We start from the raw sequence: 13,888 nt of genomic DNA, 5'->3' as shown, positions 1-13,888 counted from the left end.
GGGGGATCCCCTGAGTATCCGGGCGGATGTGGCGGGGGCCACATCCGCCCGATGCTGTCCGCCATGAGCGACTATCCGGTCAGACAGCAGAACACCGCCGCCTACTACATGCAGGCCGTCATCTCCTTCGGCCTCGCCCTCGTGGCCGTGACCGTGGGGATCTACAGGCTGGAGGCCGACGCCTGGGTCCGCGGCTTCCTGGCCGTCGCGGTCTTGTACCTCACCACCTCCGCCTTCACCCTCGCCAAGGTCGTCCGCGACCGGCAGGAGGCGTGACGCAGCCCGGGCAATCTCTAAGCGCTTGCTCACCTTCGTTGTATGGTGTTCGTTCCGACGGCCCCGAGAAGGAGAGTGCGATGAGCGCGGCGGAGGAGACGCCCGGCGGCGAGGACATGCCGTGGGGCGAGGTCACGCCCGAGGCCGCACGACGCCTGCTGGTCGCGGCCGTGGAGGCGTTCGCCGAGCGCGGGTACCACGCCACCACCACCCGGGACATCGCGGGACGGGCCGGCATGAGCCCGGCGGCGCTCTACATCCACTACAAGACCAAGGAAGAGCTGCTCCACCGGATCAGCCGGATCGGCCACGACAAGGCCCTGGAGATCCTGCGGGCCGCCGCCGACGGCGAGGGCACGGCCGCGGAGCGGCTCGCCGACGCCGTACGGTCCTTCGTCCGCTGGCACGCCGAGCGGCACACCACCGCCCGGGTCGTGCAGTACGAGCTCGACGCCCTCGGCCAGGAGCACCGCACCGAGATCGTGGCGCTGCGCCGCGAGTCGGACGCCACCGTGCGGCGGATCATCAACGAGGGCGTGGCGGCGGGGGAGTTCGACGTCCCGGACGTGCCCGGCACCACGGTCGCCGTGCTCTCCCTGTGCATCGACGTCTCGCGCTGGTTCAACACCCAGGGACGCCGGACGCCCGACGAGGTCGGCGCGCTCTACGCCGACCTCGTCCTGCGGATGGTCGGCGCTCAGAAGTAGTAGCGGGACACCGACTCGGCGACGCACACCGGCTTGTCGCCGCCCTCGCGCTCCACCGTGACCGTCGCCGTCACCTGCACCCCGCCGCCGGCCTCCGTCACGTCGGTGAGCACGGCGGTCGCGCGCAGCCGCGAGCCGACCGGCACGGGGGAGGGGAAACGGACCTTGTTGGTGCCGTAGTTGAGGCCCATCTTCATGCCCTCGACGCGCATGATCTGCGGGACCAGGGTCGGCAGCAGCGAGAGCGTGAGGTAGCCGTGCGCGATCGTCTTCTTGAACGGCCCGGTGGCGGCGCGCTCCGGGTCGACGTGGATCCACTGGTGGTCGCCGGTGGCGTCGGCGAACTGGTCGATCCGCTTCTGCTCGATCTCCAGCCAGTCGCTGTGGCCCAGTTGCTCGCCCACCCCGGCGTGCAGCTCCTCGGCGGAGGTGAAGATCCTCGGCTCGGCCATGTTCCCGCTCCCTCTCGTTCCTGGGTGATGTCTAAGCGCTTGCTCAGCATGTGGGCGTGGGTGGTCTCCTGTCAACGGAGGGCCGGTGGGAGACGGCGGGCCTCGCGTAGGCTCGACCGGGTGCCCCAGATTCCCGAGAAGATCCACGAGCTCACCGTCGGCCAGCTGTCCGCGCGCAGCGGAGCGGCCGTCTCGGCCCTGCACTTCTACGAGGCCAAGGGCCTGATCAGCAGCCGGCGCACCAGCGGCAACCAACGCCGCTACGGGCGCGACGTACTGCGCCGGGTGGCCTTCATCCGGGCCGCCCAGCGGGTCGGCATCCCGCTGGCGACGGTCCGCGACGCACTGGCCCAGCTGCCCGAGGAGCGCACCCCCACCAACGAGGACTGGGCACGGCTCTCGTCGACCTGGCGGGCGGAGCTGGACGAGCGGATCAAGCAGCTGGGGCGGCTGCGGGACCATCTGACGGACTGCATCGGCTGCGGCTGTCTGTCCCTCGAGAACTGCGTGCTGTCCAACCCCGACGACGTGTTCGGCGAGCGGCTGACGGGCTCGCGCCTGATGCCGGAGCGCAAGGAAGCGTAGGGAAGCGTCAGACGGACCGACGACGACACGACGACATGGAGCAGGGGCCCGCCACCCCCGTGGACGGGCCCCTGCTCGGCTCTTCGCGCCGGCGTCACTCGTACTCGGTGCCGCCCTTGCGGGTCAGATACGCGGGGCTGACCGCCTTCGCGATCGCGCGCCCGCCGACGACGGGGCTGTGCCGCTCGGCCACCGGCCGGATCACGACCCCCTCGCGCAGATGCAGCTCCCGCCCGGAGACCGTCTCCCGTCCGCTCGCCAGCGCGAGGACGGTGTCGAGGTCGTACGGGCCGGTGAACAGGCGCGGTACGAGCGGCAGCTCGCCCGGCTCCAGGACCTCGGCCGGGTCCAGCCAGCGGACCTGCCCGTCGATCTCGGCGGAGACGTCGAACACCGCGTACCCGAGCCCGTCCTGGACGCGGGCGTTCGCCCCGTACGCCAGGTCCTGCACGCCCGCCCCGTACACCTCGCCGAACAGCCCGACGCGGGCCGCCCCGAGCCGCTCGGCGAGCCGGGCCGCGACGGCGGGGACGCCGTGCCCGAGGACGGCGCGCCAGTACAGGTTGCGCGGGTCCTCCTTCAGGGCGAGACCCCTGGCGCCGAAGCCCTTGGAGGAGACGTGGACCCGGCCGTCCCCGGCCGCGTACGTCACCAGGCAGGCCGTGCCGTGCAGCTTCTCGGTGAGGACCACCGGCTCGCCCGGCTCGAAGACGTCCGGGAAGCGGTGCAGGTTCTCGATCTCCACCCACGGCAGCAGATCCGGCGCCGCCTCCACGTCCCCGCTCATCGTCGGCGGGACCGGCGGCGCCCACTTGGCGATGCCGAGCAGCTCCGCGAAGTCCGTCCCGTCGGCGGCCGCCTGCTTCAGGTCCACCCCGTCGAGCGCCTTCGGCCGGCAGACGATCCCCTGCGACAACTCCCCGCGCAGGCGCACCGCCTTGACCCGGTCCGAGGCCTTCCCCGCGAGACGTCCCGTGAGACCCAGCTCGTCGACGAGCCCGGCCGGAAGCACCGCCTGCTCCGGAATGTAGAGCGCCACGTCTCCGGTCCGGTACACGCCCTTGGCGACGACCGCCCGGTAGAGACCGACCTGCGCCAGCTCCAGCGCGTCGGCGTTCGGGTGGTCGTGGACGGTCAGGGTCTCGGCGGTGACGCGCAGCGTCGACATGGTCAGAACTCCGGTCGCTCGGTGTGCTTCTGTGGCGTGGTCATCACCCCACACTGTGCCGGGCGCGAAGTGCGTTGGGCGAGCGATTTTGTCGGCTGGTAGCGTCGCTCGTTTCGCGAAGCGCCCTATGCGCAGACCGTCGCAGGAGGGGACTCCGACAACGCCGCCGACACCAGCTGGGCGTTGGAGCGGGCCGGGCTGCCGTCGGGAAGGAGGAGGGTGTCCTCCAGGCCGATGCGGGTGGCCAGGCCCAGGCGGCGGGCGAGGCGGAGGAGCGGCCAGGCGGAGGCGTCCGTGCCGTGCAGCAGGACCGGGCGGGGCTGCGGGGAGCGGGAGAGCGCGGCGAGCAGGGCCAGGGCCGTGGACTCGGCCGTCGCCGGCGAAGGGTCCGTCATCTCGGCCAGGACGCGCAGGACGCGCGGGGCCAGGGAGGAGCGCAGGAAGCGGGCCGGGCCGTCCGTGCCGGACCGGAGGCCGGCCTCGACGGCGACGCCCCGCTCGAGCAGGGCCGCGGCCAGGGCTTCGGCGCCCGGCTCGTGCCAGTTGACGCAGGCCTGGTCGGGCAGCACCGTCCAGGCGCGGACCCGGGCGAGCCTGCGGACCGGGTCGGGCTCCGCCGGTACACCGGTCGTCACGCCCACCGGAACGTCCACGGCCGCGCGGATCGCGGTCAGGGTGTCGGCGAGGACCCGCGGCGAGAGGGTGTCGCTCCCGCAGGGCGTCTTGGGATGGACGTGCACCTCGTCGGCGCCCGCCGCGACGGCGGCCGCCGCTGCCTCGGCCATCGCGTCCGGGGACATCGGCACGGCCGCCGAATCCCCGGGCCCGCGGCCCCCGTTGAGACAGACCTGTACCATCACGCCACCGACGCGAGCCGCGGCAGCGCGTCGTCGCGGGTCCGGGCGAGCGCCCGGGGCGTGAGCACGGCGCGCGGTATCAGCACCCCGCAGTCCTCGCAGACCGGCCCGAACCACGGCTCGTCCCGCAGCTCCGCCCGCCACTCGATGTGCGGTCCGGCACAGACCGGGCAGTGCTCGCCAGGACCCCTCTTCAGCGCGGCCACCAGCCGGCCCACCACCTCGGGCAGCGGCTCCGTCGGATGGTGCCCGGGGTCGTCACAGCGGGCCACGCCGTTGCCTCCCCAGATGCGCCGGTGCCACTCGTCGAGGGCCCCCGGCCGGCGCAGCCCGCCGTGTTTCTCACGCCTCCGCCGCTCGGCGAACTCCTCCTCGTACGCGAGCCACACGGCCCGCGCCTGCTCCAGCTCCTCCAGCGCGGCCACCAGCCGCCCCGGATCGGCCGTCCGGTCCTCGGGCCCGAACCCGTGCCGTCGGCACAGATGGTCCCAGGTCGCCCGGTGACCGTAGGGCGCGAACCGCTCCAGGCATTTGCGCAGCGAATAGCGCCGCAGAGCCGTGTCGCTCCCAGGATCGCGAACCTGTCTCGCGAGACTCCGGAACCCGGCCATCGTCTCCCACCTCCGTCGCTAGCACTTCGGCGATATGAGAGGGACGAACGAGCGGCCCTTCCTGTTCCATCGAAAATCGGATGGCAGCCATCAGCGGGGGAGCAGAGGCCGGAAATCACCCCCGAACCGCCCCCGGAAGATCCTCGGATTCCGGCCGGAATTCCCCCGGTCAGCGCCCGAAGCGTCCCGCCCTCGCCACCACCCGGGCCAGCTCCGTATGGCAGATGTCGCTGTGTTCGGACACCACCCGGGCCGTGTCCACGCTCACGCAGCCCGCCGCGGGCAGGCCGTCGCGGAGGGCCGATTCCAGGGTGCGGGTGGCAGTGTCCGGAACGGACTGGAAGCCGTCGTAGCCGATGGCCCCCCAGCGGCGGTCGTCCTGGCCGAGGAGCGAGTCGTCGTCGCGGGAGAGGCGGGAGGCCAGGGGGTAGAAGACCCGCAGGGCCGTGTCGTGGTGGGAGTGGCAGGCCACCAGGGGGCCGTCGACGCGGGGCAGGAGGTCCTTCAGGGGGCCGCCGTGGGCCTGGTCGTGGGGGAGCCGGGGTGCGAAGGCGTAGTGGGAGAAGGCGCCCTGGAGGAGGGTCACCGACTTGACGTTGCGGGCGCCGGCGGGCAGGCCGAGCAGCGCGTGGGCGACGAGCCGGGCGCCGAAGCTGTGGCCGGCCAGGTGGACGCGCAGGGCCGGGGCCGTACGGGCGAGTTCGCCGAGCAGCGGGCCGAGGCCGCGGGCGCCGACCACGCCCGCACGGCGCTTCATCGTGTAGTACGTGGCCTGGCGCAGTGCCTCCTTGGCACCCTTCCACAGCCGCTTCACGCGGTCGCCGCCTCCGAAGAGCGCCTCGCCCGGACCCTCGCCCTCGCCCTGGCCCGAGCCTGCGCCCGGCTCCCCGCTCCCGCCTTCGCCCGAGCCCTCGCCTCCGCCTTCGCCTTCGCCCGAGCCTTCGCCCGGCTCCTCGCCCGCCGCCGCGAACCTCGCGTACACCTCCAGCGGATCCCCGACCAGGAAGTCGGGCACCTCCGCCCCGCCGGCCAGCACATCCGCGCGGTCGGTGTCCGTCAGCTCCCGCAGCAGCGAGCCGAACTCGACGAACGCGGCCTCCTCCTCCGGCTCCGCGCCGATCAGCTCCGCGAGCCGCGCCACCACCGCCGTCTTCCCCGGGACGGTGGCCGCGAGCGACGCGTAGTCGGGTACCGGCTCGTCGCTGAACATCATCGACGGCCAGACCACCCCCGCGTACCCGAGCCGCACGCCCGGCCCGGTCACCCCGGGGAAGGGGGCGAAGAACGAGGAGTAGAAACGGGTCGCCACGGACGGGGAGTTGTTCCAGCCGTGGGCGAAGAGCACCAGGTCCGTGCAGCCGCCGCCCCGCCGGGCGAGCTCCGCGACCCGTGCCGCCTGGCCGGCCGGGCCGTCGCCGTCCTTGTCGAAGACGATCTCGCGGTACGGCTCGACACTCATCTCCGTCATGGGCGGGCCCGTCCCTCCGCGTCGAGGTGCGCCATCGGCACCGGGATTCTTCCCGCGCGGAGGGACGGGCAGTCGTCAGCCGAGCAGCCGCGCCGCCGAGATCTCGGGGAAGTGCAGGACGGCGTCGAATCCGGTCGCGAGCCGCAGGTCCGCCGGGTCGCCCGACCACGGGTACGCGGTGCCGATCGACCTGGAGGGCCGGGGGACGTTCAGCCACTGCCGGGCGGCCGGCGTCGCCACCCGCACGTCGAGCAGGAAGGGGCGCTTCGCGACCCGGTCGAGGACGGCCGCGTTGCTGTCCGCGCCGAGCGGGCCGACCGTGAACACCCGTACCGGCTCGCCAGGCGCCGCCGTGTCGTGCGCGTTGAACGAGCCGCGCCCGAAGGAGGCGCCGATGGTCACGTAGTCCCGGCCGAGCGCGTCGCGCACGAAGGCGCCCTGGGTGCGCGGGTACTGGTCGGGGTGGGTCGTCTCGTAGCCGATGTGGCCGTTGTGCGCGGACAGCACCATCCGGTCGCCGGTGTGGCGCTGCCACCACACGGTGTTCTCGGCCATGATCCGATCGCGGTAGAGCATCGCCTGCGCGACCTCGTCCTTGCCCGTCTCGCCGGTAAGGTCGTACGCGTACTCCGTGCCGACCTGGGCGATGGCCCGGGCGTGCTGCACCGCCCACGCGTGCGCCTCGCGGTCCCGGCCGGCCGGCTTCTGCCGCTCCAGGAGGGCGAGGGCCCGGTTCAGGTCCGCCGCCATCGCCCGGCGCTCGGCCAGCGGCTTCGCCAGGGAGGCCTTCATCCAGGTGTCGACCTCGCCGGTCGGCCGCGCGGCCCGGTAGAGCTCCTGGAAGCGGGGGAGCAGGGCCGGTCGTGTCCGGGCCACGTAGCCGGTGACCCGGTCGAAGAGCCCGGGGCCCGAGTAGCCGAGGTCGTTGCCCATGAACCGCACCGGGTGGTCCGGGTGGCGCAGGTTGTGCTGCCGCATCCAGGTGAACAGGTCGAGGTACTCCTGGGTGTTCCAGAAGGCGTAGGCGTTCTGGAGCTCGTCCCGCATGATCGCGCGGATGTCGCCGTTGCCGAAGCGCACGTAGTCGTCGACGAGGAGACCGGTGCTCCAGTTCGCCTCCAGGGCGAAGGTGGTGAAGCCCTGCCGCTCCACGAGCTGTTCGAAGATCCGGTGCTTGGCCCGGAAGAAGTCGGCCGAGCTGTGCGTGGCCTCGCCGAGACCGACGACCTTCGCCGAGCCCACGATCCGCTCCAGGGCCCGGGCATCGCCCAACGGGCGGGCGGTGACGGCGAGTTCACGGGCGGGATCGGTGCTCCGGGACTCGGCCGCCACGGCCGTGGGAGCGAGCAGGCCCACGCACAGCGCGGCGAGCAGGGCGGCCAGCGGCCGGCGGCGTCGTAAGAAAGTGTTCATGGGGCTCAGCCTCCCCGGCGGGGGCGGGCGGGGACATCCCGCCCGCCCCCGAAACGTACGGGGGCCAGCCCCAGGCCAGCGGTCCCAGATCAGCGGTCCCAGGCCAAGGCCAGAGCCAAGGCCAAGGCCAAGGTCAGGGCCCAGGTCTGGCCCCGGGTCAGCGGTACATCAGGTACTCCCGACGCACCGCTCGGAACGCCGCCAGGTCCGCCTCCCACGCCCCGGCCACCTCGTCCGCCGTCGCCCCCGCGTCGATCAGCGTGCGCACCCGGCTCGAACCGGTCAGCTTGTCGATCCAGTTGTCCGCCCGCCAGGCGAAGCCGCTCCAGGCGCGCCGCGCGGTGACGAGCAGCGCGATCCCGGTCCGTACCGGGTCGAAGGCCTCGCGGTCGTGCACCATCAGCTGGAGCCCGCCCACGGTCCTGCCCTGGAACTTGGAGAAGGTCGGGGCGAAGTACGCCTCGCGGAAGCGCACCCCCGGCAGGCCGAGCGCGTTCGCCGCCTCCGCCCAGCGGCCGTCGATCCCCTCCGCGCCGAGCAGCTCGAACGGGCGGGTGGTGCCCCGCCCCTCGGACAGGTTGGTGCCCTCGAAGAGACAGGTGCCGGAGTAGACGAGCGCGGTGTCGGGCGTCGGCATGTTGGGGCTCGGCGGCACCCACGGCAGCCCGGTCGCGTCGAAGAAGTCCGACCGCCGCCAGCCGGCCGCCGCCACCGTCTCCAGCTCCACCGGCTTGGCCAGGAACTCCCCGTTGAAGAGCCGCGCCAGCTCCGCCACCGTCATCCCGTGCGCCTGCGCGATCGGCTCGCGCCCCACGAAGGTCGCGTACGCCCGGTCCAGGACCGGACCGAGCGCGGCCCGCCCGGTCACCGGGTTCGGCCGGTCGAGGACCACGAAGCGCTTCCCGGCGAGCGCGGCCGCCACCATGCAGTCGTAGAGCGTCCAGATGTACGTGTAGAAGCGGGCGCCCGCGTCCTGGATGTCGAAGACCACCGTGTCCACGCCGGAGGCCGTGAAGACGTCGGCCAGCGGCTGACCGCTCTTCAGGTACGTGTCGTAGACGGGCAGTCCGGTCGCCGGGTCGTCGTACCGCCCCTCCGAGCCGCCGGCCTGCGCGGTACCGCGGAAGCCGTGCTCGGGGCCGAAGACGGCGACCAGGTCCACCCGTTCGTCGGCGTGCATGACGTCCACGATGTGGCGGGCCTCGGCGGTGATGCCGGTCGGGTTGGTGACGACGCCGACCCGCCGGCCGGCGAGCTGCGCGTATCCGGCGGCGGCGAGGCGGTCGAAGCCGGTACGGACCCGGTCCCTGTGGTGCCCACGGCCGCTCCCGGCCCCGGGGCGCGCCGCCGCCGGTCCCGTGCCCGTCGCCGGTCCCGTACCGGCCGCCGCTTCCGCCGCCGGTCCCGTGCCCGCGGCCGCCGCCGCGCCGAGCGCGCCGCCCGCGGCGAGCAGGCCTCGTCTGGACAGGCTCATGGGGAAACCTCCTTGATCGCCTTCCCTGGCATGGCCCCGCACGCTAGCGCTCCATCCGGCCATGCGGAACGAGGCGTGCCACAAGGACTTCCCTCCGTACATACCGACTGGTTAGTCTGCCGACCACAGTTCGCAACGGAGAGGTGGGCCGCCGATGAACACGGTGCAGGGCGCGGGAGTGGTCGTCACGGGCGCGGGAGGCGGCATCGGTGCCGCACTCGCCCGGCGGTTCGCCGCCGAGGGAGCGCGGGTCGTCGTCAACGACCTCGACCCCGGCCGCACCAAGGCCGTCGCCGACGAGATCGGCGCCCTCGCCGTCCCCGGCGACGCCTCCGCCGTCGTCGAGGAGGCCCGCGCCGCGCTCGGCGGCACCGTGGACGTCTGGTGCGCCAACGCCGGACTCGCCTCGCCCGGCGACGCCTTCGCCGACGAGCAGGTCTGGGCCGCCGCCTGGGACGTCAACGTCATGGCCCACGTCCGTGCGGCCCGCGCCCTGCTGCCCGACTGGCTGGAGCGCGGCACCGGCCGCTTCGTCTCCACCGTCTCGGCCGCCGGCCTGCTCACGATGGTCGGCGCCGCCCCGTACAGCGTCTCCAAGCACGGTGCGTACGCCTTCGCCGAATGGCTCTCGCTCAGCTACCGCCACCGCGGCCTCAAGGTCCACGCCATCTGCCCCCAGGGCGTGCGTACGGACATGCTGACGGCCGCCGGATCGGCCGGCGAACTCGTCCTCACCCCCACCGCCATCGAGCCCGAGGACGTCGCCGACGCCCTCTTCGACGCCATCGAGTCCGACCGCTTCCTCGTCCTGCCCCACCCCGAGGTAGCCGACTACTACCGGGCCCGGGCGACCGACCCCGAACGGTGGCTCGGCAATATGAACCACATCCAGCGGAAGTGGGAAGGTGCGGGCGCATGACACAGGAGGACACCGGCGGTCAGGACACCGGCGTCGAGGAATCCGGCGTCGAGGAATCCGGCGTCGAGGAATCCGGCGGCCAGGACACCGGCCGCCAGGACACCGACCCCACGGGCTCGATCTACGCGGCCATGCCCTGGCTCGGCCGGCTCAGCGACGCCCAGCGGGCCCCGATAGCCCCGCCCCCGACCCTGCTGCACGCGTTCAGGTCCGCCGCCGCCCGTACCCCCGACCACCCCGCCCTCGCCTACTTCGACGCGAGGCTCGGCTACGGCGAGACCGACACGCTGTCCGACTCCGTCGCCGGACACCTCGCCGCCCGGGGCGTCGGACGCGGCGACCGGGTCGCGGTCATGCTCCAGAACAGCCCGCACTTCGTCCTCGCCCTCCTCGGCGCCTGGAAGGCGGGGGCCACCGTCGTCCCGCTCAACCCCATGTACAAGGCCGCGGAGGTCGGCCACGCCCTGCGGGACTCCGGCGCCGTCGCGCTCGTCTGCTCCGACCGCGCCTGGGACGGCTACCTCCGCGACGCCGCCGCCGAGGCCGGCGTCCGCATCGCGCTGACCGCCTTCGAGCGCGAGCTCCAGACCCGCGACGACCCCCGTGTCCTCGGCTTCGACCGGGTCCCCACGGAGGCCGACGACCTCCTCGCCGTCGCCCGCTCCGGCCACCCGGCCCCCCAGGGGCGCGAGCTCACCGCCGACGACGTGGCCCTGATCAGCTACACCTCCGGCACCAGCGGCACCCCCAAGGGCGCCCTCAACCTGCACCGGGGCATCGTCCACAACGCCGAACGCCAGCGCACCGGGCACCCCGTCCCGGAGGGCGCCGTCTACTTCGCCCTCGCCCCGCTCTTCCACATCACCGGACTCGTCTGCGAGCTGGGCGCCTGCTTCGCCAACGGCGGCACCCTCGCCCTCGCCTACCGCTTCGAGGCCGGGGTCGTCCTCGACGCCTTCCTCGAACACCGGCCCGCCTACACGGTCGGCCCGTCCACCGCGTACATGGCCCTCGCCGCCCACCCGGCCGCGACCCCCGACCACTTCTCCTCCTTCCTGGTCATGTCCTCCGGGGGCGCCCCCGTCCCGCCCGCCCTCGTCGAACGGTTCCGCGCCGGCTTCGGCCCGTACCTGCGCAACGGCTACGGCCTCACCGAGTGCACCGCCCCCTGTGCCTCCGTACCGCCGCAGCACGAGGCACCCGTCGACCCCGTCTCGGGCACGCTCTCCGTCGGCGTCCCCGGCCCCGACACCGTCGTCCGCATCCTCGACGAGAACGGCGCCGAGCTCCCCTTCGGCGAACCGGGCGAGATCGCCGTCCGCGGCCCCCAGGTCGTCCCCGGCTACTGGCGGCTGCCGGAGGCCACCGCCGCCACCTTCCCGGGCGGGGAGCTGCGCACCGGCGACATCGGCTTCATGGACGAGGACGGCTGGCTGTACGTCGTCGACCGCAAGAAGGACATGATCAACGCCTCGGGGTTCAAGGTCTGGCCGCGCGAGGTCGAGGACGTCCTCTACACCCACCCCGCCGTCCGCGAGGCCGCCGTCGTGGGCGTCCCCGACGCCTACCGCGGCGAGACGGTCAAGGCGTACGTGAGCCTGCGGCCGGGAGCCGAGGCGGAGCCCGCCGAGCTCTCCGCCTACTGTGAGCAGCGGCTCGCCGCGTACAAGTACCCGCGCGAGGTCGAGATCCTGGCGGAGCTCCCCAAGACGACAAGTGGGAAGATCCTCAGGCGGGACCTGCGTTCCCGCACGTGAACACCAGCAAGAAGGAAAGGCGGCGCAGCATGGCCAGGACGACGGACGGGAGCGGCGTGCCCGTCCCCCAGAGGCTCCTCGCCGCCGCCACCCGGCTCTTCGCCGAGCGGGGCTACGACCGGACCTCCGTCCAGGAGATCGTCGAGGCGGCGGGCGTCACCAAGGGTGCCCTCTACCACTACTTCGGCTCCAAGGAGGACCTGCTCCAGGAGGTGTACGCGCGCGTGCTCCGCCTCCAGCAGGAGCGCCTCGACGCGTTCGCGAACGCCGACGAACCGATCGAGCAGCGGCTGCGACAGGCCGCCGCCGACGTCGTCGTCACCACCATCGACAACCTCGACGACGCCGCGATCTTCTTCCGCTCGATGCACCACCTCAGCCCGGAGAAGAACAAGCAGGTACGCGCCGAGCGGCGGCACTACCACGAGCGGTTCCGGGCCCTGATCGAGGAGGGGCAGCAGGCCGGGGTGTTCTCGTCCGCGACCCCCGCCGACCTGGTCGTCGACTACCACTTCGGCTCGGTCCACCACCTCTCCACCTGGTACCGCCCCGACGGCCCGCTCACCCCGCAGCAGGTCGCCGACCACTTGGCGGACCTGCTGCTCCGGGCCCTGCGGCCTTAGACGTCGCTTCGTCGACGGCCGGGCCGGCTACCGCAGACTCACCAACTGAAATGATGTCTAAGACGTCGTTTCTTATGGCGTGATCGGTCGTTGAGCCGTGCATGATGGATCTCGTTAAGCGGCTGGTGCCGGACGAGTTATGGGTGCTGTTCAGGCGGGTGGTGCCGCCGACAGTGGTCACGCGTCCGCAGGGCGGTGGTCGGCGTCGGGCAGGTGACCGCGAGGCCCTGGCCGCGATCATCTTCGTGGCGACGTCGGGCTGCACGTGGCGGCAGCTGCCGCCGGTGTTCGGCCCCGCCTGGCCCACGGTCTACCGCCGGTTTGCCCAGTGGAGCCGGGACCGGGTCTGGGCCCGGCTCTACCGCGTGATCCTCGACGAACTCGGAGCGCGAGGCGAACTGGACTGGTCGCGGTGCGCGATCGACTCCGTCAGCCTGCGGGCTGCAAAAGGGGGCCACTAACCGGACCGAATCCGACCGACCGCGGCAAACTGGGATCGAAGATCCACCTCATCACTGACAGGAACGGACTACCGCTGTCCCTGGGCATCTCCGGCGCGAACGTGCACGACAGTCAGGGCATGGAGCCGCTCGTCCGGGGTATCCCGCCCATCCGCTCCCGACGAGGCCCACGCCGTCGGCACCCTGCGAAACTGCATGCCGACAAGGGCTACGACTACGACCACCTGCGTCGATGGCTCCGCCGGCGGGGCATCCGCCACCGCATCGCCCGCAGAGGCGTCGAATCCTCCCAACGGCTTGGGCGGCACCGCTGGGTGGTCGAAAGAACCGTGTCCTGGCTGGCAGGATGCCGACGGCTCCACCGCCGCTACGAACGCAAGGCCGAACACTTCCTCGCCTTCGTCGGCATAGCCGCGACCCTCATCGGCTACCGGCGCCTCACCAGCCGATAACTTCCCGCGAGCGGATCAGCTTGGGAGGACTTCCAGGTCGATTGGCGGCAACCCCCAGGGTTCCAGGGTCCCGGTGCAGTACTCGGCGAGGAACTGGACGGCACCGCCACCGTAGTGCCACCATGCCCCGCCGCGAGTAGCCACCGTAACGACCCAGTCCTGCGGAGACGGACCCGTCGTACTCCACATGAACTTGTCACTGTCGCACGACTCCCCCCAGGGAAGCAGCCCACCAGGAGCTGGGTGGGTCAGCAAGCCGAGAGCGGGTTCCAACCAGGCATCGGCAAGCACTGAAAGGGTGTCACGGGTGCCCTGCAGAATGCGGCCTTCCTCGCCCGGCTCGGGGAGCCGGACCAGAAGGAAGCCCCCGATGTCGAAGGTCGGATACCACTCCGCGAGGCGTTTGAAATCAGAAGGAAGCCGGGTGCCCAGGCCGTCTTCGAACCCGGCCCAGTCGATCACGGCACGCGTCGGCCGACGCAGGTCGGTCAATCCAGGGACAGCACGCTCCAGCAGCGCGAGAGCCTCCTCCGGATCGGGTAGGCGGCGCTGCGGCGTCTGGGTGCTGACCAGTTCGTCATCCATGCCTCGGAGCGTGCCACATGCATCCGACGCCCCCGACAAACGGGCCCACCAAGACCCCTTGGCACCAGGAGATCCTGCCG

14 protein-coding genes and 1 pseudogene are annotated in these 13,888 nt (G+C 72.5%); 7 read left to right on the top strand and 8 right to left on the bottom strand.

The annotated features are described in order from the left end of the window. Nucleotides 1-63: 63 nt before the first annotated feature. Nucleotides 64-273 (top strand): annotated as a pseudogene (locus tag ACIGEZ_RS10435) (YiaA/YiaB family inner membrane protein); the annotation flags it as partial. Nucleotides 274-356: 83 nt separating this feature from the next. Further along, complete coding sequence (locus ACIGEZ_RS10430; RefSeq protein WP_399828456.1) at nucleotides 357-983, top strand: TetR/AcrR family transcriptional regulator; 627 nt, start codon at nucleotides 357-359, stop codon at nucleotides 981-983. Here the strand turns inward: ACIGEZ_RS10430 and ACIGEZ_RS10425 are convergent. Continuing rightward, nucleotides 974-1,435 carry a MaoC family dehydratase gene (locus tag ACIGEZ_RS10425; protein WP_399828452.1) on the bottom strand — a complete coding sequence of 154 codons (462 nt, stop codon included), beginning with the start codon at nucleotides 1,433-1,435 and terminating at the stop codon, nucleotides 974-976. The two genes, ACIGEZ_RS10430 and ACIGEZ_RS10425, sit on opposite strands and share 10 nt — an antisense overlap. A 120-nt stretch (nucleotides 1,436-1,555) precedes the next feature. On the opposite strand from ACIGEZ_RS10425, the gene soxR reads away from it, so the two are divergent. Continuing rightward, nucleotides 1,556-2,020, top strand: a complete 465-nt coding sequence (soxR, locus tag ACIGEZ_RS10420; protein ID WP_399828450.1) for a redox-sensitive transcriptional activator SoxR — start codon at nucleotides 1,556-1,558, stop codon at nucleotides 2,018-2,020. Between the two features lie 94 nt (nucleotides 2,021-2,114). Here soxR and ACIGEZ_RS10415 read toward each other — a convergent pair whose 3' ends face one another. The 6 genes from ACIGEZ_RS10415 to ACIGEZ_RS10390 form a co-directional block, all read right to left on the bottom strand. Beyond that, on the bottom strand, nucleotides 2,115-3,188 hold the full coding sequence (locus ACIGEZ_RS10415; protein ID WP_399828447.1) for an RNA ligase (ATP): 1,074 nt from the start codon (nucleotides 3,186-3,188) through the stop codon (nucleotides 2,115-2,117). 125 nt (nucleotides 3,189-3,313) lie between these two features. Further along, nucleotides 3,314-4,045: a 3-keto-5-aminohexanoate cleavage protein gene (locus ACIGEZ_RS10410; protein WP_399828708.1), complete on the bottom strand. Its 732-nt coding sequence runs from the start codon at nucleotides 4,043-4,045 to the stop codon at nucleotides 3,314-3,316. Continuing rightward, nucleotides 4,045-4,656 carry a hypothetical protein gene (locus tag ACIGEZ_RS10405; RefSeq protein WP_399828444.1) on the bottom strand — a complete coding sequence of 204 codons (612 nt, stop codon included), beginning with the start codon at nucleotides 4,654-4,656 and terminating at the stop codon, nucleotides 4,045-4,047. The genes ACIGEZ_RS10410 and ACIGEZ_RS10405 overlap by 1 nt, the downstream gene beginning before the upstream one ends. 169 nt (nucleotides 4,657-4,825) lie before the next feature. Next, on the bottom strand, nucleotides 4,826-6,124 hold the full coding sequence (locus ACIGEZ_RS10400; protein ID WP_399828442.1) for a serine-threonine protein kinase: 1,299 nt from the start codon (nucleotides 6,122-6,124) through the stop codon (nucleotides 4,826-4,828). A gap of 75 nt (nucleotides 6,125-6,199) precedes the next feature. Beyond that, nucleotides 6,200-7,537, bottom strand: coding sequence for an erythromycin esterase family protein (locus ACIGEZ_RS10395; RefSeq protein ID WP_399828439.1), 1,338 nt, complete (start codon nucleotides 7,535-7,537; stop codon nucleotides 6,200-6,202). Between the two features lie 157 nt (nucleotides 7,538-7,694). Further along, complete coding sequence (locus ACIGEZ_RS10390) at nucleotides 7,695-9,011, bottom strand: exo-beta-N-acetylmuramidase NamZ domain-containing protein (protein WP_399828436.1); 1,317 nt, start codon at nucleotides 9,009-9,011, stop codon at nucleotides 7,695-7,697. A 154-nt stretch (nucleotides 9,012-9,165) separates the two neighbouring features. Here ACIGEZ_RS10390 and ACIGEZ_RS10385 point away from each other — a divergent pair, with 154 nt between their 5' ends. From ACIGEZ_RS10385 to ACIGEZ_RS10370, 4 genes are all read left to right on the top strand, one after another. Further along, nucleotides 9,166-9,930, top strand: a complete 765-nt coding sequence (locus ACIGEZ_RS10385; RefSeq protein WP_399828433.1) for an SDR family oxidoreductase — start codon at nucleotides 9,166-9,168, stop codon at nucleotides 9,928-9,930. A gap of 131 nt (nucleotides 9,931-10,061) precedes the next feature. Beyond that, nucleotides 10,062-11,687: an AMP-binding protein gene (locus ACIGEZ_RS10380; RefSeq protein WP_399828706.1), complete on the top strand. Its 1,626-nt coding sequence runs from the start codon at nucleotides 10,062-10,064 to the stop codon at nucleotides 11,685-11,687. A gap of 29 nt (nucleotides 11,688-11,716) precedes the next feature. Continuing rightward, nucleotides 11,717-12,310, top strand: a complete 594-nt coding sequence (locus ACIGEZ_RS10375) for a TetR/AcrR family transcriptional regulator (RefSeq protein ID WP_399828430.1) — start codon at nucleotides 11,717-11,719, stop codon at nucleotides 12,308-12,310. A 104-nt stretch (nucleotides 12,311-12,414) separates the two neighbouring features. After that, nucleotides 12,415-13,223 (top strand): IS5 family transposase gene (locus tag ACIGEZ_RS10370; RefSeq protein WP_399828703.1). Its coding sequence is split into 2 segments (ribosomal slippage): nucleotides 12,415-12,759 and nucleotides 12,762-13,223, totalling 807 coding nucleotides; the frame shifts between segments, so codons are not numbered across the junction. Nucleotides 13,224-13,238: 15 nt separating this feature from the next. On the opposite strand, the gene ACIGEZ_RS10365 is transcribed toward ACIGEZ_RS10370, so the two are convergent. Next, nucleotides 13,239-13,808, bottom strand: coding sequence for an SMI1/KNR4 family protein (locus ACIGEZ_RS10365; protein WP_399828428.1), 570 nt, complete (start codon nucleotides 13,806-13,808; stop codon nucleotides 13,239-13,241). Nucleotides 13,809-13,888 lie beyond the last annotated feature (80 nt).

Source organism: Streptomyces sp. NPDC085481 (assembly GCF_044541845.1).
In the GTDB taxonomy this organism is placed as follows: Bacteria; Actinomycetota; Actinomycetes; order Streptomycetales; family Streptomycetaceae; genus Streptomyces.
This window is presented reverse-complemented; position numbering and strand designations above follow the sequence as displayed.